General features: G+C 56.1%; 19 protein-coding genes. 15 read left to right on the top strand and 4 right to left on the bottom strand.

Translation table 11 applies throughout. The features are described from left to right. Window positions 1–233: 233 nt before the first annotated feature. Window positions 234–629, top strand: coding sequence for a MerC domain-containing protein (locus tag KUV22_RS07865; RefSeq protein WP_222229948.1), 396 nt, complete (start codon window positions 234–236; stop codon window positions 627–629). Between the two features lie 92 nt (window positions 630–721). Next, window positions 722–1726 (top strand): CobW family GTP-binding protein, encoded by a 1005-nt coding sequence (locus tag KUV22_RS07860; protein WP_222229946.1) that lies wholly within the window; start codon window positions 722–724, stop codon window positions 1724–1726. Between the two features lie 38 nt (window positions 1727–1764). Here KUV22_RS07860 and KUV22_RS07855 read toward each other — a convergent pair whose 3' ends face one another. Beyond that, window positions 1765–2478 carry a tRNA-uridine aminocarboxypropyltransferase gene (locus KUV22_RS07855; RefSeq protein WP_222229945.1) on the bottom strand — a complete coding sequence of 238 codons (714 nt, stop codon included), beginning with the start codon at window positions 2476–2478 and terminating at the stop codon, window positions 1765–1767. Between the two features lie 394 nt (window positions 2479–2872). Between KUV22_RS07855 and KUV22_RS07850 the strand changes: the two genes are divergently transcribed. The 6 genes from KUV22_RS07850 (at window position 2873) to KUV22_RS07825 (ending at window position 10175) form a co-directional block, all read left to right on the top strand. Then, entirely contained in the window at window positions 2873–3622 is a 750-nt protein-coding gene (locus KUV22_RS07850) for an OmpW/AlkL family protein (RefSeq protein ID WP_222229944.1), read from the top strand. After that, window positions 3612–5963, top strand: a complete 2352-nt coding sequence (locus tag KUV22_RS07845) for an autotransporter family protein (protein ID WP_222229943.1) — start codon at window positions 3612–3614, stop codon at window positions 5961–5963. Before KUV22_RS07850 ends, KUV22_RS07845 begins: the two co-directional genes overlap by 11 nt. Window positions 5964–6032: 69 nt before the next feature. After that, a complete protein-coding gene (locus tag KUV22_RS07840; RefSeq protein WP_222229942.1) occupies window positions 6033–6938 on the top strand; it encodes a DUF1853 family protein in 906 nt (301 codons plus the stop codon). 148 nt (window positions 6939–7086) lie between these two features. Then, window positions 7087–7656 carry a GbsR/MarR family transcriptional regulator gene (locus KUV22_RS07835; RefSeq protein WP_222229941.1) on the top strand — a complete coding sequence of 190 codons (570 nt, stop codon included), beginning with the start codon at window positions 7087–7089 and terminating at the stop codon, window positions 7654–7656. 114 nt (window positions 7657–7770) lie between these two features. Continuing rightward, window positions 7771–9159, top strand: coding sequence for a cytochrome ubiquinol oxidase subunit I (locus KUV22_RS07830; RefSeq protein ID WP_222229940.1), 1389 nt, complete (start codon window positions 7771–7773; stop codon window positions 9157–9159). Further along, on the top strand, window positions 9156–10175 hold the full coding sequence (locus KUV22_RS07825) for a cytochrome d ubiquinol oxidase subunit II (RefSeq protein ID WP_222229939.1): 1020 nt from the start codon (window positions 9156–9158) through the stop codon (window positions 10173–10175). Before KUV22_RS07830 ends, KUV22_RS07825 begins: the two co-directional genes overlap by 4 nt. Window positions 10176–10230: 55 nt before the next feature. Here KUV22_RS07825 and KUV22_RS07820 read toward each other — a convergent pair whose 3' ends face one another. Continuing rightward, window positions 10231–12438 carry a S9 family peptidase gene (locus tag KUV22_RS07820; RefSeq protein WP_222229938.1) on the bottom strand — a complete coding sequence of 736 codons (2208 nt, stop codon included), beginning with the start codon at window positions 12436–12438 and terminating at the stop codon, window positions 10231–10233. A gap of 343 nt (window positions 12439–12781) precedes the next feature. On the opposite strand from KUV22_RS07820, the gene KUV22_RS07815 reads away from it, so the two are divergent. Together KUV22_RS07815 and KUV22_RS07810 are read left to right on the top strand one after the other, a co-directional pair. Then, window positions 12782–13435: a DsbA family oxidoreductase gene (locus KUV22_RS07815; RefSeq protein WP_222229936.1), complete on the top strand. Its 654-nt coding sequence runs from the start codon at window positions 12782–12784 to the stop codon at window positions 13433–13435. A 110-nt stretch (window positions 13436–13545) separates the two neighbouring features. Continuing rightward, window positions 13546–13983 (top strand): hypothetical protein, encoded by a 438-nt coding sequence (locus KUV22_RS07810; protein WP_222229934.1) that lies wholly within the window; start codon window positions 13546–13548, stop codon window positions 13981–13983. 60 nt (window positions 13984–14043) lie between these two features. Here the strand turns inward: KUV22_RS07810 and fghA are convergent, their stop codons facing one another. Together fghA and KUV22_RS07800 are read right to left on the bottom strand one after the other, a co-directional pair. Then, complete coding sequence (gene fghA, locus KUV22_RS07805; RefSeq protein WP_222229932.1) at window positions 14044–14889, bottom strand: S-formylglutathione hydrolase; 846 nt, start codon at window positions 14887–14889, stop codon at window positions 14044–14046. A gap of 9 nt (window positions 14890–14898) precedes the next feature. Beyond that, window positions 14899–16026 (bottom strand): S-(hydroxymethyl)glutathione dehydrogenase/class III alcohol dehydrogenase, encoded by a 1128-nt coding sequence (locus tag KUV22_RS07800; protein ID WP_222229930.1) that lies wholly within the window; start codon window positions 16024–16026, stop codon window positions 14899–14901. Window positions 16027–16287: 261 nt separating this feature from the next. On the opposite strand from KUV22_RS07800, the gene KUV22_RS07795 reads away from it, so the two are divergent. From KUV22_RS07795 to KUV22_RS07775, 5 genes are all read left to right on the top strand, one after another. After that, a complete protein-coding gene (locus tag KUV22_RS07795) occupies window positions 16288–16677 on the top strand; it encodes a hypothetical protein (RefSeq protein WP_222229928.1) in 390 nt (129 codons plus the stop codon). A 76-nt stretch (window positions 16678–16753) separates the two neighbouring features. Next, window positions 16754–17188: a host attachment protein gene (locus KUV22_RS07790; RefSeq protein WP_222229926.1), complete on the top strand. Its 435-nt coding sequence runs from the start codon at window positions 16754–16756 to the stop codon at window positions 17186–17188. A 199-nt stretch (window positions 17189–17387) separates the two neighbouring features. Next, the gene (gene corA, locus KUV22_RS07785) at window positions 17388–18341 is read left to right on the top strand and encodes a magnesium/cobalt transporter CorA (RefSeq protein WP_222229924.1); all 954 of its coding nucleotides are present in this window, start codon (window positions 17388–17390) and stop codon (window positions 18339–18341) included. A 57-nt stretch (window positions 18342–18398) separates the two neighbouring features. Then, window positions 18399–19097, top strand: a complete 699-nt coding sequence (locus tag KUV22_RS07780; protein ID WP_222229922.1) for a hypothetical protein — start codon at window positions 18399–18401, stop codon at window positions 19095–19097. Between the two features lie 194 nt (window positions 19098–19291). Next, window positions 19292–19909, top strand: a complete 618-nt coding sequence (locus tag KUV22_RS07775) for a cytochrome b (protein ID WP_315857517.1) — start codon at window positions 19292–19294, stop codon at window positions 19907–19909. The last annotated feature ends 15 nt before the right edge of the window (window positions 19910–19924 follow it).

Here is a 19924-nt window from a genome sequence, read left to right as displayed (position 1 = left end):
GTTTCTTTCCGGGCCCCGCGATTGCTCGCAAACGGGATGTCCACCGATACGCAGCCCACGATCCAGCTCAATCAAAACACGCAAAAGTTACACTGCAACATAACGTTATGGTAGCATCGCAGGCTTTCCTCAGGTACAGCAGTGCCTGCACACTGGATAGCACCGCATTGCAACAGCCCCAACATCTATGACCCACGCGTCTCGATGTGGCCCAACCAAATTCAAGCTGACAAATGACAACACTTCAGTACTCCACTGATAAAGCCGCCATCGGCTTGTCGATTCTTTGTACCGCGCATTGCCTTTTGGTACCGCTGCTGATTCTGCTGGTGCCGAGTATTGCCACGCTGACCATTGCCGGCGAACAATTCCACCAGTGGATGGTCGCGGCCGTACTGCCAACCAGTATCTATGCACTGGCCATGGGCTGTAAGGCCCACAAGCAGTATCGTTTTGCGGCAATGGGCGTTGCCGGGTTGGCACTGCTGGTTATCGCCATCGTCCTGAGGGAGAATGCTGGTGAATTTGTAGAGAAGGGGCTCACCCTGACCGGCGCGGCGCTGCTGGCACTTGCCCACTTCCAGAACTATCGTCGCTGCCAGCAGCACGGCAACTGTAACTGTCACTGAGTTCGCGCTCGATAGGTTTGCTCCCCATTTGAACAGCCCCCATAGCTACTACAGGTAGTGGTGGCGCGCTGCACTTTGTGAAGGAATATTGCATGGGCGCCGAGAAGACAAAGATTTCTGCCGTTCCAACCAACATCATTACCGGGTTCCTGGGAGCCGGTAAAACCTCGACCATTCTGCACCTGCTAAAAAGTAAGCCCGCCGATGAACGCTGGGCGGTGCTGGTAAATGAGTTCGGGGAAATTGGTATCGACGGCAGCCTGTTTCAAGGTACACACCGCGAAGAAGATGGGGTGTTTATTCGTGAAGTACCCGGAGGCTGCATGTGTTGCGCCGCCGGTCTGCCCATGCAAATAGCATTAAACCAGTTGCTAACCCGCGCCAAGCCCGACCGCTTACTGATCGAACCCACCGGCCTCGGCCACCCGATTGAGGTTTTGGAAACACTCTCAGCAGAGCACTACAAAGACGTACTCTCCATTCAAAAGATTCTCACCCTGGTAGATGCGCGCAAGCTGGCGGACGAACGCTACACCAGCCACAAGACCTTTAATCAGCAAATCGCTATTGCCGATATCGTCGTGGGCAACAAACAGGATCTTTACGGTGAGCGGGAAAAAGCCGCACTGCAGGAATACGTCAAAGAGCACAGTCCAAATGCAACCGAAGTGCTATTTGCCGAACAGGGCCAGATAGACTTTTCCATCCTATCGGGCCCAACTGCCACGCGCGTCTCCCCGCATTATCACGAAAGCCATGGTGCACCCTCGGCACCGGAAGAAGCTGAAATTCCGCAAGCGGGCTTCGTTAAGGCGGTCAATCAGGGAGAAAGTTATCAGAGTGTTGGCTGGCGCTTCGCTCCGGATATCGTGTTCGACCAGAAAAAGCTGTTCAACTTCTTGAGCGGCCTGACAGTGGAACGCATGAAAGCGGTGTTTATTACCGACGAAGGTGTACTCGGCTACAACCTGACTCCGGACACCCTTACCGAGATAGAGCTGGACGACTGCGCCGAAAGCCGCATCGAAATCATTGCACAACAGTTGGAAGACGAGTGGGAAGCGCAGCTGATGCAATGCCAGCTGCCTAACGGCTGATTAGCGCCCCGGTAGGCGCTCTTTGAGCGCCACAATGTTCAGGTAGTCGCGTCTAAAAACTGGTGGCTCTCACCAATCTCCGGCAAGCAACAGCCGCGCGTGGCCAGGTAGTGCTGGTTGAACACCCTGAAGTAATGCTGGAGTGTTAGCGCTGGCTGTTCCTCACCGGCCAGTAACAGGCAACTGATGGCGGCTTCGGCGGTGGAAAAGCGATGGCTTCTGCCTGAATCGCGCACCGAGTAAGAGCGCACCAGGGTTTCCGGCAAACTCAAACAGGGTACATCATCCAACCAGCGGCTGAGACCGATCATACGGCTGCACTGTTTCCAGGTGCCATCGAGGATGATGAGCGTGGTTTTTTTATCGCTCACCGGCACGCTCTGTACCACCTCGCGGGAGCAGTTTTCTGTGCCATCAGCGGGGAAAACCACAAAGCAGTTTCGCTCAGGATCTTGCAACAGCTGCTTCAATTCTGCTGGCGCCTCCAGCCGGTTCCACAGAAAGGCCGGCGTATCGGGAAACACATCCACAATCAGCCGCCCGGTATTGGTGGGCTTGAACAGCTCCTTGCGATGCATCAACAATACGAAGTCCAGCGCACTTTGCGCTTGCGGCCGCCACGCACACATACAGGCAAACTCACCCATCTGGCAGTCCGGGCAGCGCTTCACGCTTTTGCCTTTGGCCTGAAAAGGTTTGGTGGATTTTGCCAGTTCCTGGTCGCGCAGGCGGGTATAGCTGTTGGAATTCATAAACTTCGCAGTGAGCGGAATTGCTGTCACTTTTCCGTAACGAGAAACGGCGAGATTTTACACATTGGATCGGCGTAAGTCCCACCGCTATTTGTTACCCACCGGTCAGGGGTGAAGGTCGCAGCCAGCCTACGATACACCCTCCACAAAACCTACCCCGCGCCCCCTGAAACGGCCCGCCGCAATGAGTCACAAACACCCCGGCAACTTCCGTACGCCATGCTACTTTTAGTGTTGCTCTCGCGTGCGGCCTTTTTATTCACGAGGTAACTTGCGCGCACTGCTTTCCGGGCCACCTAAACACAAACAGGTCCGGCGATTTCTCAAGATCCGGCTGGCGGTCCATCACGATAATCAGATCGCCTGCATCAACCGGTGTGACATGGAGTTAACCATGAAAAGACTCAGGCTGACCGCTTGCTTGGCAATTCTGTTCCCGATTTTCGCAACGGCCCAGATTCCTGTTTCCGATGTCGACCTCACCCGGTTTTACCTGCGTATTGGCGCCAGCTCGGTACACCCCGACGACAGCCACACCTCACTGAAGTACTACCTGTTTCAGGACTGGGAGCTTTACCGTACTTCCTGGGAAACCGATGACGACACCACCTGGAATATTTCTGGGGTATGGCGGCCATTGCCTTACCTTGGCGTGGAGCTAATGCATGTCGGTGACTCCGGCCACCCGCTCTCTTTAGGAAACTTTCGCGCACGCCCGGGCCGGGACAATATCCACTTTGGGCGATTTAGCCTCTCCTCCACCAATCTGTTTGTTAACTGGTATATGACAGACCTGGATTGCCTGGGGCAACCTTACCTGGGCATCGGCGTGAATTATTCCGATTACCATGACGACCACCTGTACCCGGAATTCCAGAACTACCTGATTAACAGCGGCATGGCGACAGGTCCGGGACATTTCGGTGTGGGCCACTCCTGGGGAGTCACGGCTCAACTGGGTGTGGACTGGCGACTGGGGTGGGGCAAGATGCGCTCCTGGCTCATCAACGCCGCAGTAATTTATGTCGATTCCAGTGTCGATGCTGAGGTTACCTTCCCCACAACGCTCGGTTACGAGCGGCTTTATTCAGACTTCAATACCGACCCATGGACATTCAACCTGGGCGTCACCTATGAGTTCTGACACCCGGCCGCACGGCCCTACAGCAATGGCCGTCGGCGCATCCTGGGTAATCGGGCTTATTGCGTTACTGCTGTTGCCAACGCCAGCCAAGGCCGATTGCTCGCCGGGGAATATTGGTACCGAAGGCCCGGATACCATCCTCTGTGACACAGACAATGATGCCGCCGGTGCCGACGTAGACGCACTTGGTGGTGACGATGTACTCAACCTTGATGGCGGCACCATTGGTATCGCCAATGCGGGCACTGGTGATGACCAGATCAACGTCAATGGTGCAGTGATCGAGACCAACCTGTTCACGGGAGATGGCAACGACACGGTGATTGTGGAAAACCGCGATTCGCAGATTGGTAATTTCTTTAACGGCGGTTTGGATACCGGCGATGGGGACGACCGTATCGAGATATACGACGGCCTGACCTTTCGCCTGAACGCAGGTGCTGGCGACGATTCTCTGCTGCTCGACGGCGGCTTCATATTCGAAATCGCGAACATGGGCGCTGGCGACGACACGTTTTATTACGACGAGGGCATTATCAACCACTTTGTGGGAGGCAGCGGCTCCGATTACCTGGAGATTGACGCCCGCGCCTTCGACGAGGAAGACACCATACTCGACGGCGGCGACGATGCCACAGCAGACGACGGTGATATCGACACGCTGCGCTTCAAACTCGATCACCTGCTTGATGGCAGCAAGCTGTTGAATTGGGAGAACCTGATTATCAACGGCAGCTCCAAGCTGCGCATGTTCAACGATCTGACCGTCGGTGGCGGGCGCAGCGGAGGCGAATCACTTGGGCTGGACATCCGTTTCGGCGGCATTCTGGAACCGACCGATACGGAGTTTTCCATCTTTGGCGACGTGCAAAATGCCGGCACCCTCGACCTGGAAAACGGCGTCTTCAATCAGCTCAATATCGCCACCCATGACGACGGACGTTTTGGCTCTTATCATGGTCGCGACGGACGCCTGTGGATGGATACGCAACTCGCAGGCGACAACGCACCAAGCGATTTTCTCTCCATCGCCGGCAATGCGAGCGGGCGCACCTTCGTCGGTATTTTCAACCTAGGTGGAAATGGCGCGCTCACCGTTGGCGATGGCATTCCCATCATCCAGGTTGAAGGCAATAACCCGCGGAGTGCCTTTACCCTCGCACCAGACTACACAGGTTTTGATGGGCGCTCGGCGATTGTCGGCGGCGCCTATGGTTACACATTGCACCGGGGCGGCATCGATGGCGGCAGCAATGACACCTGGTTCCTTCGCTCCACGATCAGCAATCCGTTCAATGGCAGCGGTAACTTAATCCCGCGCTGGCAACCAGGCGCCGTGCTCTACGAAACCTATGCCCAGTCCATTCGCCGCATGAACACACCAACCACGTTGCGCAAGCGCGTGGGTAATCGTTTCTGGGCCGGCACCAGTTTCAGGGATCGCGGCACCTGCTGTTACGGCGAGGCCGTAGAACGCACCATCGACGGCGGCGGCTGGTGGATGCGTTTGAACACCGAGTACAACGACAATGCGCCAGAGGGATCTACCGCACACGCCGAGTGGCAGCAGGACTTCGGCCAGGTACAAATCGGTAGCGACTTTTCTTTCGATCCTGCGGTGTACTACGGCCGCATGATGCTCGGCGTGTTCGCCCAGTACGGCAGTGGCAGCACCGAGCTCGACAGTTTCTTTGGCCGCGGCGATATCGATACCGATTACTTCGGTGTCGGCGCTTCGCTGACCTGGCACGGCAGTCAGGGCAGTTATGCCGATATACAGGCCCAGTTCAACTGGTTCGACTCAGACCTGTATTCCAGCGAACTCTGGTACCTGGGCAAAGACAATGACGCTGTCGGATTTAATTTTTCCGTCGAAGGCGGGCACAGTCTCAAACTGTGTGACTTCTACTCCCTCACCCCGCAATTGCAACTCGCGTTCACCGCTGAAGACATCGACGATAACCAAGACCCCTACGGCGCCAGCATGACGGACGCGGAAAATCAGGGGGGCTTTGCCCGGATGGGCGTCGCTTTCGAGCAACGCCTCAGCCAGCGGGTGAACCGCAATATGTACGGCAACCTGCTGCTGGAACGCATCGGCTTTTACGCCATCGCCAACACCTACTTTTATTTTGACGACCAGACTGAGGTGAAGGTATCCGGTACCTCGCTGTTTCAGGAACGGGACCAGTGGTGGGGACAAATTGGTGCGGGTTTTACCTACGACGAGTGCGGTGACGGATGCTCGGTGTATGGTGAACTGGACTACGCGACCAGCCTGAACAACCTGGGGGATAGTTACAGCGTGCAGCTGACCTTCGGTTTTCGCTACAAGTGGTAATCTGCCCTCTCTGAATCGCTCGGATATTCGCAAGTATCGAGCGCCAGCCGAATTCCCTATACTCGCCCCATGAGTGCCCAACTGCCTATCGCTACCCCGGATCACTGGGATAACTTCCTGTGGATGTTGAATACCACCGACATCGCACCGGAGTATCCACTGCCGTGGTTGCCACAGACGCGACGTCAGGCACTGGCGGAATATTTTTCAGCACCCGGAGTCCGCGCGCAACTTGAGGCTCCGCTGCTGGAAACACTGCAGCAGTGCACAAGCCACCGCCTCGGTATCTACTTCGAACAGCTCTGGGCCTTCGCTTTCACTCACCACCCGGACTACACCTTACTCGCTCGCAACCTGCCGATTCGCGCGGAGGGCAAAACGCTGGGTGAGCTCGACTTCGTGGTACGCCACCACCTCGATAACGCAGTGGAACACTGGGAGCTGGCACTCAAGTTCTACCTGCAGATAGACGAATACTGGGTGGGTCCCGGCCTCAAGGATCGCCTGGATATCAAACTGCAGCGCATGCGCGACCACCAGTTGCCGGTAGCTCTCGGCGAAACAGCCAGCGCAATCTTGCGCAATCAGGGCATTCAGCTGGACCGGCAGTGGGCGCTAATGCCCGGCCGCCTGTTCCGGCCCCTGGCGTCGCTGCCCGCACCGGATCCGCGGCCAGGAGATTACTGGTGGGCCGACCTCGCCACCTTTCGCGCCTATTTCCCCACCGCTCGCGGGGACAATCTCGATACCTGGTACCAGCTGCCCAAGTCCTGCTGGCTTGCCCCCTATCCGATGCGCATGGCTGACGGCGTACCTGCCAGTACTGAGGCAGAGCCCGAACTTAGCGAAGCGCTGCTATCCCGCGGCCCCATCTGTGTGGCGCGTACTGCGCCAGAGGGAAAACTGAGCCGCGGCTTCCTGGTGCCGGCAGACTGGCAAGCGCGTGCACTGGCATCCATTCCCTGCCAAGCCTGATAGCAACCCTCCCGGCAGCGCTGCCGCGCGCAAAGCAACGCACCACCCCCCGATCGTTCAGCCACGCCCACACAATCTTGCTTGACACAGATCAATTTATATTTACAATTTTCAGAAATTTCTGAAAGTTAAGAAGAAATCAAAACAGATGAAGCTTTCCAATCAAGCGCAGGCCTTTGTACTACATTTTGGTGAGATGGGAAGCCGCTGGGGATTCAATCGCACAGTCGGCCAGATGTTCGCCCTGCTGACCATCCACAATGAGCCGGTAAATGCCGACCAGTTGGCGGAGGCACTGAAAATCAGCCGTGGCAACGTGAGCATGGGCCTCAAGGAATTGCAGGCCTGGCGGCTGATTGAACTGCATCATCAGCCCGGTGACCGGAAGGACTACTTTACCGCAGCGGGCAGTATCTGGGATCTGGCGCGCACCGTCTTCGAGGAGCGGCGCAAACGGGAGCTGGACCCGACCCTCACCCTCCTGCGCCAGCTGCTGCTCACCGAACCGCGGGACGAACAGGAAAGCGTCGCACAAGAAAAAATCCAGGAGGTGTACAGCCTGCTGGAAATGCTCGACCAGTTTGCCAATACACTCAGCAAGCTGGATGAAAAAGACCTGCTCAAGCTCATGAAACTCGGTTCTGGGCTGAACAAGTTGCTGGACCTTAAATCCAAAGCCACCGGGTCCAGCGCAAAGAAAAATTCAACACGCAAATAGTCACTGCCAAGCTCGCCAGTTTTACAACCCGGGCGTGCGGCACCGGGCTAAACATCGCCGCACGCTGTTACAGGCTGCGGCCACCCCGGTCGCGGCTGCTCTCTAGAGGTGCCCATGCTGGATACACTGCTGCTCTCCCGAATACAGTTTGCTGCCAATATCAGCTTTCACATTCTATTCCCCACCATCACCATCGCACTCTGTTGGATTCTGGTCTTTTTTAAACTTCGCTTCGATTTCACCAGTGATCCGGTGTGGATGCGTGCATATCGCTTCTGGGTAAAGGTTTTCGCGCTTACTTTTGCCCTTGGAGTTGTCAGCGGAATCACCATGTCGTTCCAGTTCGGCACCAACTGGCCAGGGTACATGGAAACGGTGGGTAACATTGCCGGACCGCTATTGGGCTATGAAGTACTGACCGCATTCTTCCTCGAAGCGACATTTCTCGGCATCATGCTATTCGGCATCAAGCGCGTGCCCAGTAAAGTCCACACATTTTCTGCACTCATGGTGGCAATAGGCACCACACTCTCCGCCTTCTGGATCCTCGCACTCAATTCCTGGATGCAAACACCCACCGGGCACGAGATGCGCGACGGTGTTGCCCATGCCGTTAGTTGGATGGAGATCATCTTCAATCCCTCTTTCCCCTATCGACTAACGCATATGCTGCTGGCCTCGGGCCTTACTGCCGCCTTTTTTGTCTGTGGTATTTCTGCCTACCGTATCCTCAAAGGTGACCCAAAGCTGGCGCCGCGGTTGGCACTGAAAACCGGCCTGATCGTCGCCGCCATACTGGCCCCGATTCAGGCTTTCGTCGGCGACGCCCACGGACTCAACACCTTCAAGTACCAGCCGCAAAAGATTGCCGCGATGGAAGGGGTGTGGGAGACAGAAGACGGCGCGCCATTATTGCTGTTCGCCATCCCCAACGAAGAAACTCGCAGCAATGACTTCGCCATTGGCATCCCGAAACTAGCCAGCCTGATTCTCACGCACAAACCCGACGGCAAAATTCTTGGGCTCAACGAGTTCCCCAACGACCATCCTCCGGTAGCGCCAATGTTCTTTGGCTTCCGCATCATGGTGGGCATGGGAGTTCTTATGCTAATCACCGCGTGGACAGGCTGTTACTTCCTATACCGCAAAAAAACGCTACCGACAGCCTATCTAAAGTGGCTTGTGGTGATGACCTTTGCCGGCTGGGTGGCAACCCTTGCGGGCTGGTATGTTACCGAGATCGGGCGGCAGCCATGGCTGGTCACCGGCATATTAAGAACGGCGGATGCAGTCACACCAATTGCACCAAAAAACGTTGCACTCTCACTCGCACTCTATCTCACCACCTACGCAGTATTAATGTGGGCGTATATCCACACCCTGAAACGCATGGCGCTCAAGGCGGTCACCGTGGAAGAATTTGAAACCGCTGAACCCAGAGCGCACGGCAACCTGCCGAATGTACCAAAGGCAAAAGTCGACACCAGCGGAGGTGTGGCATGAACGAGATCATCAATAATGGGAGCGACTGGCTACCCGTGGTATTTATTGGCTTGATGGGACTCGCGGTGCTGGCTTACGCGGTTCTCGACGGGTACGATCTCGGCGTGGGTATCCTGCTGCCGATGGGCGAGCAGGATGAACCCGAACGCGACACCATGATCGCATCCATCGGCCCGTTCTGGGATGCCAACGAAACCTGGCTGGTGCTCGCCGTCGGTATTCTGCTCATCGCCTTCCCTTCGGCCCACAGTCTTATTCTCATGCACCTGTATATTCCAGTGGCGTTGATGCTAGTTGGGCTGATTATGCGCGGCGTTGCGTTCGACTTCCGCGCCAAGGCCGCAGTGGATCACAAACTCACCTGGGACCGCACCTTCAAAATCGGCTCGCTGATCACAACCCTTACCCAGGGCTATATGCTTGGGCAGTACGTCATGGGCTTTGACTACAGTGTGTCTTCGCTGCTGTTCTGCCTGTTGTCAGCGTTGGGGGTTACTGCGGCATACAGCTACATCGGCGCCACCTGGCTGGTATTGAAAACCGAGGGAGAGCTGCAAACGCGTGTAATACGCTGGGCGCGTCGCGCAGGCCGCGCCGCACTGCTCGGGGTTATCTCGGTTAGTATCATCAACCCGCTGGTTAACCCCGGCGTATTTGACCGCTGGTTTAACTATCCACTGGTAATGTTTGTACTGCTGATCCCGGCGATATGTTTCCTGGGCTTTATCTTTAACGATATCCTGCTGAAACGCCTGCCGAAAGACAACGACCGGCACAGCGCGCTACCGTTTTTTATCACCACGATTATTTTCACCCTGTGTTTCAGTGGTATCGGCTTCAGCTTTTATCCGTATATCGTGCCCGGTGAGCTCACCATTTGGGAAGCCGCTAGCGCGCGCAACTCGCTGCAGTTCATCCTCGTCGGCGCGCTTATCGTAATACCGCTGATCTTGCTGTACACCGCTTTTTCTTATCATGTGTTCAGAGGTAAAGCGACGCAGTTGGATTACCACTAAATAAAAAAGGGGCTTCCAACCGGAAGCCCCTTTTTCGTTACCGCGGTTGACAGGCTTAGTTGCCAGCCGCAAGCGTGCGATCAAAAAAGTCCTTCATCATCTGGTACCAGTGCTTGCGGGTTTCCTTGCCACGCAGGCTGTGCTTTTTGCCCGGGTAGGTCATCAGTTCAAACTGCTGGCCATTATCCTGCAGCTGCTTGATCAGCTTGGTGGTGTTGGTGAACAGGACGTTGTCGTCCGCCATACCGTGATAAATCAGCAGCGGGCCCTTCAGGTTTTCCGCGTAAGGGAATACAGAAGAAGCCTCGTACGCTTCCGGTACCTGATTCGGGTTACCCATGTAGCGCTCGGTATAGTGGGTATCGTAAAGCCCCCAGTCGGTTACCGGCGCACCGGAAATGCCCGCTTTGAAATAATCCCCGGCCTTGAACATGGTCATCAGAGCCATATAGCCACCGTAGCTGTGGCCGAACACACCGATGCGCTCAGCATCAATAAACGGCAATGTGCGCAGGAACTTCACACCGGTAACCTGGTCTTCCACTTCCACGCCACCCATCTTCTGGAAGATCGGGTCTTCAAATTTCTTGCCGCGATTAGCAGAGCCACGGTTATCCAGGGTAAATACCACATAGCCCTGCTGCGCCATGAACTGATTAAACGGCCTGTCCCAACTGTTGGTTACCAACTGCGCGTGTGGGCCGCCATACAGGAACACCATGGTCGGGTAGGTTTTCTTCGGGTCGAAGTCCGCCGGCTTGTACATCCGGTAGTGCAGGGTGTGGCCTTCAGGTGCGGTAATTTCGCCAAACTCGGGCTCGATCCAGTCGGACATATACGGGTGCAACGGATGCCCCTTTTCAACCTTGTTTTCCTGCAGCCAGGTCACGCGTTTGCCATCGGTACCGTGCAGGCTCACCTGAGGCGGCGTGGTCGGATTGGAATAGGTGTCGATGTAACCGGACGCATCACCGGCAAACGCAAACGTGTGCATGCCAGCGCGGGAAGAAACCTTTTCGATCTTGCCGCTGCCTTCCAGATCGGTCACATACAGGTGACGCTCCAGCGGCGTATCTTTACGACCGGAGAAATACACCTGGCGGGACTGTTCATCCAGCGCTTCCAGCTCATCTATTGCCCACTCACCACGGGTCAGCTGGGCCAATTGCTTGCCATCAAAGTCGTACAGGTAAAGGTGCTTGAAGCCATCCTTTTCCGAAGACCAGATAAAACGCTCACTATCTTTCAGGAAGCGCAAGTCATCAAACAGGTTCACCCAGGTATCGCTGGACTCCACCAGCACGTCGCGGGTCTCGCCACTGGGGATATTCACAAAACGCAGCGCTAGTTGCTGCTGGCTACGGTTCTGCCACTGGTAAGACAGCAGGTTGTCACGGGCCCACTTTACCCGTGGGATATAAATATCCTGGTCCTTGCCAAGATCCAGCCACTGGGTCTTGCCACTGTCCAGGTCCAGCACCCCCAGCTTGACGGTCACATTGGGGCGGCCGGCCGCAGGGTAGCGCTGGCTGATCATTTCGATACGGTCCGCATAGATTTCGCTGCGGGTTACCTCGTCGACCGGGCTCTCGTCCACCTGCAAATAGGCAATGCGCTTTTCATCCGGTGACCACCAGTAGCCGGTCATGCGGCCCATTTCTTCCTGCGCCACAAATTCGGCCATGCCGTTTTTGATCGGACCCTTGCCGTCAGTGGTTAGCTGGCGCTCTTTACCGGTTTCCAGGTCAACCACATAAATATTCTGGTCGCGAATAAACGAAACAAAGTTGCCTTTGGGAGAAACCCGCACATCGGTTTCAAAAGCCTCGGTCTCGGTCAGGCGCTTGGACTTGCCGTCGTTCAATGCGTAATAGAAAACATCACCGGCCAGCGGGAATAGCAGCGACTTGCCATCTTTTGACCAGCTGTACTCCATGATGCCACTGCCAAAGATACGCTGGCGTTCACGACGGGCCTTTTCTTCGTCGGAAAGTTTTTCCTCACCCTGATGCAGCGAATCGGAGTCGACCAGCACACGGGTTTCGCCATCCTGCAGACTGTACTCCCACAGGTCGTAGCGGTTGTAGTCGTTCTCGCGGCCTTTCAGGAACGTCACGCGGCTGCCGTCCGGGGAATACTGCAGGGCACGGGGGCTGGTTCCGCTCAAGGCGGGGTCGGAGAATATTCGATCAATAGTTAGCTTTTCCGCGGACGAATATCCGGGGAAACCGGCGATCAGTAGAGACAGGACGAGACGCTTCATAACCACTTCAACATAAACAAATTTGTGTCAGCAAAATGACACAAAACCGGCGTGATTTGTAGCTTTTGAGCACATACTGCCAGCCATGCCTCATGGGTCTCAGCAATCACTTCTATACTCGCAATTGTGCCAGGCAGCCTTCCCGACGAAGGATTTTTGAGGTAACTGGGCCAGCATGGGTACCGGGCCGCTGGACGATGTGTAAGCGCCAGCCAACCCTGAATTGAGTCACAGATGAAGGCATCAGTCATACTGGACATTTGACAAAGATCGTTTACATGCCAAGAATCCTTAGTCATTATTTGGAAAAAATAAGACCATAACGAAAAGAAGACCGTCAGTGATGGCAAAAACTTACCTGCGAATCGACATAGTCTCCGATGTTGTCTGTCCCTGGTGTGTCATCGGATTCAAGCGCCTGGAACAGGCCCTTGCCAAGTTCCCCGGGCAGTTTGAACCCAACTTCGTCTGGCACCCATTCGAGCTGAACCCACAAATGCCAGAGGCCGGTGAGAACCTGCGCGAGCATATGGTCGCCAAGTACCAGATTTCTCCGGAAGAAAGCCTCGAGAGCAGGGAGCGCCTGAAAGAAATTGGCTCGGCGCTCGGTTTCGACTTCAATTTCTCCGACGAGATGCGGATCTACAACACAAACCATGCCCACAGGTTACTGCATTGGGCCGAGCCAACCGGGCGCCAAACCGAGCTTCAAATGCGCCTGTTTGAGGATTACTTCACCCACGGTAAAAACCTCAATCACGAACGTGTACTGCTGGATGCGGTCGACAGCGTGGGACTGAACCGCGAAGAAGCCTCGGCTGCACTGCACGACGCCGCCATCAAACGACAAACACTCGCCCGCGAAGAGCAATTACTGATGCAGGGTATTAGTGGTGTTCCTCTGTTCATGTTCAACCATGACTACGCCATCAGCGGAGCCGAGGAGACCAGTGTATTTGAAGCCCAGCTGCAGCAGCTCGCAGAATCCGGTAACTAACCAAACTCCACACCCTTCGGGTTAACATTCGTTTACGCATCTTTACCCGGCGGGTGCCAACTCTCTCCCCCCATTCATGGTCATAAAGGTCTCACAATTCAGGAGACACCATGAAACACGCTTACGCCGTGGCCGCGCTGGCCGCACTTGGCACCCTTGCAGGCTGCACCTCCACACCGAAAGCTCCACCCGTATTCTCGGAAGCCTTTATCACCAACATCACCGAACAGGGCAACCGCATGTTCACCTACACCGCCGAGGTAAATACCGGCGACAGACAGCGCCGACCAAGTGGTCCTGCCGATGGTCGACGCGGCGGTAAAGGAGGGGGCAAAGGAGGCGGAAAGGGCGGCATGAGTGGTGGCGGAATGGGAGGGCCGAGCAGCGGAATGCAACAGCAAGGGCGCGGGAATCCGGAGAAGGCAGCACGCGAGCGGCTTGAGGAAATTCTCGCGGAGACTCACTACTGCCCCCACGGCTGGTTTGTGATTGAACAAACCAACTTGCAGGGTTCTGTGGAAGTCCGCGGAGAGTGCCGGGCAAGATAAGAAGACTAGGCGGGAAACTCAGGCGAGAGCTCTTGGCAAGCACCAAGAGCTCGAACACCACTATTCGTGGGCTAACAAGAAATCCGCGTGAAAACGCAGGTGCTGCTCGATAAACGACGCAATGAAAAAGTAACTGTGGTCGTATCCCGCATGGTACTCCAGACGCAGCGGGTACTGGGCCGCACTTGCCGCAGCCTTCAGGGCCTCCGGCTTCAGCTGCTCTTCGAGAAACTGATCATCTTCACCCTGGGACACGAGTATCGGCAGCTGCTCACTCGCGTGCGCCAGCAGCTCTGTCGTATCGTATTCCTGCCACTTGGATTTATCTGGCCCCAGGTACGCCCCCAACGCCTTCTCACCCCAAGGACACGCCATGGGGTTGCAAATAGGACTGAATGCGGATGCCGAGGTGTAGCGCTTGGGGTTTTTCAGCGCGATGGTCAGTGCACCATGCCCACCCATGGAGTGACCGCAGATTGCACGGCGCTCACTTACCGGGAAATGCGCCTCGATCAGGCCCGGCAACTCATCCACCACATAGTCGTACATGCGGTAGTGCGCGCGCCAGGGCTCCTCAGTGGCGTTCACATAAAACCCGGCGCCCTGCCCCAGGTCGTAACCCGGGTCATCCATCACGTCGTCCCCACGAGGGCTGGTGTCAGGAATCACCAGCACAATGCCGAGCTCCGCCGCCATACGCTGTGCACCGGCCTTCTGAGAGAAGTTTTCGTCACTACAGGTGAGGCCAGACAACCAGTACAGCACCGGAAAGCGCTGATCCTTTTCCGCCTGTGAGGGCAGAAAAACCGAAAAGCGCATGGCACAGTCCAACACGCTAGAGCGATGCGTGTACTGGCACTGACTGCCGTCGAAACACTGCGTCTTGCTGACAAGTTCTAGAGTCATCGACAATCCTCACGCGTAGTGGATAACACTGCGGATACTTTTACCCTCATGCATCAGGTCAAAAGCTTCGTTAATTTTTTCCAGCGGCATGGTGTGGGTAATAAAGTCATCGAGCTTGAATTCACCGGCCAGATAACGTTCCACATAGTCAGGCAACTGTGAGCGCCCCTTCACACCGCCAAAGGCCGTGCCGCGCCAGACGCGCCCGGTAACCAGCTGGAACGGACGGGTGCAAATTTCCTTGCCAGCCCCGGCCACACCGATAATCACTGATTCGCCCCAACCCTTGTGACAGCACTCCAGCGCCGAGCGCATCACATCCACATTACCGATACACTCGAAGGAATAATCCACACCACCATCGGTAAGCTCAACGATCACATCCTGAATTGGCTTGTCGTAGTTCTTTGGATTGATACAGTCGGTGGCACCGAGCTTTTTCGCCAGCTCAAATTTTCCTTCGTTAATATCGATAGCAATAATCCGCCCGGCTTTTGCCAGCCTTGCACCAATAATCGTGGCCAGACCAATACCACCCAGGCCAAATACGGCAACACTCGCCCCCTCTTCCACTTTTGCGGTATTGGCCACAGCGCCCATGCCGGTGGTAACACCACAACCCAGCAGGCAAATTTCCTCCAGCGGGGCACTCTTATTGACCTTGGCGACGGAAATTTCCGGCAGCACCGTGTATTCGGAAAAAGTAGAAGTTCCCATGTAATGGAACACGGGCTTACCGTTGACGGTAAAACGCGATGTGCCATCCGGCATCAGGCCTTTACCCTGGGTGGCACGGATCTTCTGGCAAAGATTGGTTTTTCCCGACAGGCAGAATTTGCACTCGCCGCACTCGGGGGTATACAGCGGAATAACATGGTCGCCCACCGCCACACTGGTAACCCCCTCGCCAATAGACTCGACGATGCCACCACCCTCGTGGCCAAGAATCGCCGGAAACACGCCCTCCGGATCAGCGCCAGACAGCGTAAACGCGTCGGTATGACAAACCCCGGTAGCCAACAGTCGAATACGCACCTCGCCCGCCTTGGGCGGCGCCACCACAACTTCCTCAATCGACAACGGCTCTCCAGCCTTCCACGCAACCGCTGCCTTACACGTTATGGGCTCTGCTGACATACCTTTTCTCCTGGGCTATGGGTGTATCGTCCTGACAATCGCATCCAGCTTATCAGATCTGAATAAAGAATCTGCGCCGCACAACGCATTCAAATAGTGCAAAGGTGCGCACCAACTTATTCCTCGCACATATTTGGCGCACCAGGTCAGTGCCGATAGCCCGCAAAAGTGCCTGAATGGCGCAGTATTCGTTAACAATTAACTTGGCCCGTTCCTTGCTGGTGCAAGTGCAATGAAAACAAGAACCAATAAGGCTTAACGATGATGACCGACCACCAGTGGCTAATGACCTCTCAGGCGCTGAACACCCTGCGCAAACTGCGCAAGCGTATTCAGGCAGAGTTTGATATCACCCTGCGCTTTTCCGATTTCGACTTCGAATCACACCTCGCCGCATTAAAACACCGCACTCAGGACGAGCAGAGCCGTGCGCTAGTTGCCGAACTGGAAGGCCTGCGCGGCAGCCCCTTCCAGACCGATGATGAAGGAGCGCCGCGCCTGTATCGGGGACGCCAGGTACTGGTTGAAGAGGAGAAAAAGCAAGACATCTACGAGATGATTTATGGCGATGAACTGGCGCTACACGGTGGGCAGGACAAGAAGCCGGATACCCCGGTGAAGATGTACCGCGGGCGCGCAGTCAGCAGCTGACAATCGTCCATTAGGAACCCGTCCCCACCGGCCCTAATATTCAGCGGTAAAACCGAGAAAAACAGAGGTAACCGCCATGTCAAAAGCCTGGGTTCTGGTAGCCAATCATACTCACGCCCGCCTGTTTGAGGCGGAAAAACGCGCGGGGACCCTCAACGAGATAGAAACACTGGTATACCCGGAAGGGCGGATGAAGGGGCACGAATTGCTCAGTGACGCACCCGGGCGTACCTTCGACAGCCGCGGCGATGGCCGCCACGCCATGGAAGGGCCAAATGTGCGTAAGCAAGGCGCCAAGCGCTTCGCCAAAGACATTGCCCACACCCTGGAAAAGGGCCGCCAGCAAGGCCGCTTTGACCGCCTCTACATCGTCGCCGAACCCTCGATGGCCGGTAACCTGCGCCTCTCCATGAGCTCCCCTTGCCTGGCAAGTATTGCCGGCGAGGCGCGCAAAAACCTGACGAAGAGCGATACCGAGGAAATTCGCGCGCAGCTGCCCATGTGGCTATAGCCGTCAGCCCGCAGACGGGCGGTCCTCGCTTTCGCTCCTGCAGCGTCTAGCACCTAAAATGGTTACGGAAAACCTTACCCACCACCGGGCCAAGACGCCCGGTGGCGGCAATTGATTTGTTATCGCCACCCTGAGACCATGCCACCCAACCAGCCTGAGGCCAGGGCCCGCGCACAAGTCACACCTCCAAGGAAGCGGCATGCTACGACTGTTTCAAATCCAGCACGGCAAAATCAAAGAAACCTACTCCGGAAGCGACTATCGCAGCCAGCCCCTTGAGGACGCCGCCTGGATTGACCTGCAGGAACCGGAAGAACAAGAGCGCGACCTGCTGGAACATCTGCTGCGTACCGAACTGCCGGAATCCGAAGACGTCGACGAACTGGAGTCTTCCGCGCGCTACTTCATCGATTCCGCAGGCATCCACGTTCACTCCCTGTATCTCACCCAGAGCGAGGGCCGGCACGACACCGCGACCGCCGCATTCATCCTGCAGCCCAAGCGCCTGATCACCGTACGCGATACCGAACTGGCAGACTTCCGCCTGCTGCGTATGCGCGCGCGCCGCAATCAGGTTGAGGCACACAACGCTCAGGAGCTGTTGATCCAGCTGTTTGAGCAGAAGGTGGAAAATCTCGCCGACGCCCTGGAAGACAACTACCTGAAACTGGGGGAAGTCAGCCACCTGGTGCTGGAAGAAGAGGAAGGCAATCTCGAAGACGCGATCGATCACCTGGCCAAGCTGGAAGATTCCAACGGGAAAATCCGCCTGTGCCTGATGGATACCCAGCGCTCCATCGCTTTCCTGCAGCGCCACCTGAAAGACGACCCGGAGCTGCGCGAAGATTGCTGGGGAATTTTGCGCGACATCGACACCCTGATGTCTCACACCACCTTCCTGTTCGAAAAGATCAACTTCCTGATGGATTCCACCCAGGGCTTTATCAGCATCGAGCAGAACAAAATTATCAAGATTTTCTCCATCGCTGCGGTGGTTTTCCTACCGCCGACCATGGTCGCGAGCATTTACGGCATGAACTTCGAACACATGCCGGAATTGGAGTGGCTGCTGGGCTACCCCTGGGCACTCATGCTGATGCTGCTGGCGGGCATGGCACCCTACCTGTATTTCAAAAAGAAAGGGTGGCTCTAGGCCACCACCTGCTAACCTTAATGCGTTGGAAAGCCATAACAGGGAAGCAGGACGATAATGGCGACGGCGGGCGGTAACAATTCGGAGCAATCCACACACAAACCTTTCCACTTGCGACGCTGGCTCAGCGCGCAACAGGCCGTCGACCACCTGAATGTGCTAACGGAAGAACAACTCACCGGCGACGACCTGGCACGTCTCGCGGAAGACCAGAAACTCGACCTTTACTGGTACCGCCCGGGCCAGCAACTCAAATTCATCGACAAAACCGGCTGGAGCAATATCGAGCTCAGTGAACCCCTGCGTCTGTCTCCCCAGAACCGGGGGGACTGGCGGGCGATTGTCGGTATCTTGCGCCACCAGCCCGCCTTGCCAGCAACGGAAAACGACACCCCCACCCTGCTGGATGCCGAAGGCAACCGCCTGCGCATCACCTTTGGCTTTCACGATCGTCCCGAGCCATTCAGTGGCCGCTGGTATCCCAATTATTCCGAGCTGGTAGTTAGACGCCGGGATCTGGATAACCTGGAAAGCCAGATGCTCGCGGAAGAGGACGAGCAACCTCTGGAGGCGGGCCTGTTGCTGGACGTTATCTGGCAACTGGAACAGATGGCCATGGAAAACGGCCAAGCCCACGAACACCCCCATGATCTGAACTGGCTAACCGACGAGCTGAGCGACCGCACCAAGCTCGACCCCAGGCTGCTGGGCAAGGTCTTGAATGCAGCCGAGCGCCAGCACGCGACGCATTACTGATCGAAGACCTCCCCCACCTTTACCCTCAGCCCGTTAGCGCTAAGAGCACGAAAATCGTACAAAAAACAAACCACCAACGGGCAAATGCGATTTTTTCGAAACTTAGCGCCATGTTTTTGCGCTATTCACCGCACGCCAGCTTTTTATAATCCTCCCTAACGAATACAAACCTGCTCATACGGAGGCGTCGGAGCGTGCAGTCCCGCAACAGTAAAACCCATTACGGCTGGGTGGCCGTCACCCTGCACTGGCTGATGGCACCGGCCATCATCGGCATGTTTGTGCTCGGCTGGTGGATGGTGGACCTCTCCTATTACGACCCCTGGTACCGCCAGGGCCCGAGCATCCACAAGTCCATTGGTATTCTGCTGCTGATTCTGCTGGTGGCGCGCCTGGTATGGCGCTGGCTGAACGTATCCCCGGCTCCAGAGCCCGCGCCCCGCTGGCAACAGCAAGCGGCGAGCATTGCCCACGGTGTTTTGTATCTACTGCTGATTGCCATTTGTATTACCGGCTACCTGATTTCCACCGCCGATGGCCGCGCCATCGAGGTATTCAACTGGTTCAGCGTTCCCGCCACGCTTCAAGGATTAGAAAACCAGGAAGACATTGCCGGCGTAGTACACGAGTGGCTGGCCTGGACGCTGATTGGACTGATCGCACTGCATGCGCTGGCGGCGTTCAAGCACCACTTTGTGAACAAAGACAACACGCTGCGCAAGATGCTGGGGAAGCAACCCAGCAAGGCCGAGGCCGAGACAGATGCCCTGCAGCATGCGACAAACGGAAAGCACCTGACCCAAACACCTTGATAATTTAGCCGCTAA

The organism is Microbulbifer agarilyticus (assembly GCF_019800665.1).
GTDB classification, from domain to species: Bacteria; Pseudomonadota; Gammaproteobacteria; order Pseudomonadales; family Cellvibrionaceae; genus Microbulbifer; species Microbulbifer agarilyticus_C.
The sequence above is the reverse complement of the archived record's forward strand: the minus strand, read 5'-3'. Positions and strand labels throughout refer to the sequence as shown.

Coding starts and splice junctions, on each gene's coding strand:
- KUV22_RS07865 (WP_222229948.1), top strand. CDS start 234: ATGACAACACTTCAGTACTCCACTGATAAAGCCGCCATCGGCTTGTCG.
- KUV22_RS07860 (WP_222229946.1), top strand. CDS start 722: ATGGGCGCCGAGAAGACAAAGATTTCTGCCGTTCCAACCAACATCATT.
- KUV22_RS07855 (WP_222229945.1), bottom strand. CDS start 2,478: ATGAATTCCAACAGCTATACCCGCCTGCGCGACCAGGAACTGGCAAAA.
- KUV22_RS07850 (WP_222229944.1), top strand. CDS start 2,873: ATGAAAAGACTCAGGCTGACCGCTTGCTTGGCAATTCTGTTCCCGATT.
- KUV22_RS07845 (WP_222229943.1), top strand. CDS start 3,612: ATGAGTTCTGACACCCGGCCGCACGGCCCTACAGCAATGGCCGTCGGC.
- KUV22_RS07840 (WP_222229942.1), top strand. CDS start 6,033: ATGAGTGCCCAACTGCCTATCGCTACCCCGGATCACTGGGATAACTTC.
- KUV22_RS07835 (WP_222229941.1), top strand. CDS start 7,087: ATGAAGCTTTCCAATCAAGCGCAGGCCTTTGTACTACATTTTGGTGAG.
- KUV22_RS07830 (WP_222229940.1), top strand. CDS start 7,771: ATGCTGGATACACTGCTGCTCTCCCGAATACAGTTTGCTGCCAATATC.
- KUV22_RS07825 (WP_222229939.1), top strand. CDS start 9,156: ATGAACGAGATCATCAATAATGGGAGCGACTGGCTACCCGTGGTATTT.
- KUV22_RS07820 (WP_222229938.1), bottom strand. CDS start 12,438: ATGAAGCGTCTCGTCCTGTCTCTACTGATCGCCGGTTTCCCCGGATAT.
- KUV22_RS07815 (WP_222229936.1), top strand. CDS start 12,782: ATGGCAAAAACTTACCTGCGAATCGACATAGTCTCCGATGTTGTCTGT.
- KUV22_RS07810 (WP_222229934.1), top strand. CDS start 13,546: ATGAAACACGCTTACGCCGTGGCCGCGCTGGCCGCACTTGGCACCCTT.
- fghA (WP_222229932.1), bottom strand. CDS start 14,889: ATGACTCTAGAACTTGTCAGCAAGACGCAGTGTTTCGACGGCAGTCAG.
- KUV22_RS07800 (WP_222229930.1), bottom strand. CDS start 16,026: ATGTCAGCAGAGCCCATAACGTGTAAGGCAGCGGTTGCGTGGAAGGCT.
- KUV22_RS07795 (WP_222229928.1), top strand. CDS start 16,288: ATGATGACCGACCACCAGTGGCTAATGACCTCTCAGGCGCTGAACACC.
- KUV22_RS07790 (WP_222229926.1), top strand. CDS start 16,754: ATGTCAAAAGCCTGGGTTCTGGTAGCCAATCATACTCACGCCCGCCTG.
- corA (WP_222229924.1), top strand. CDS start 17,388: ATGCTACGACTGTTTCAAATCCAGCACGGCAAAATCAAAGAAACCTAC.
- KUV22_RS07780 (WP_222229922.1), top strand. CDS start 18,399: ATGGCGACGGCGGGCGGTAACAATTCGGAGCAATCCACACACAAACCT.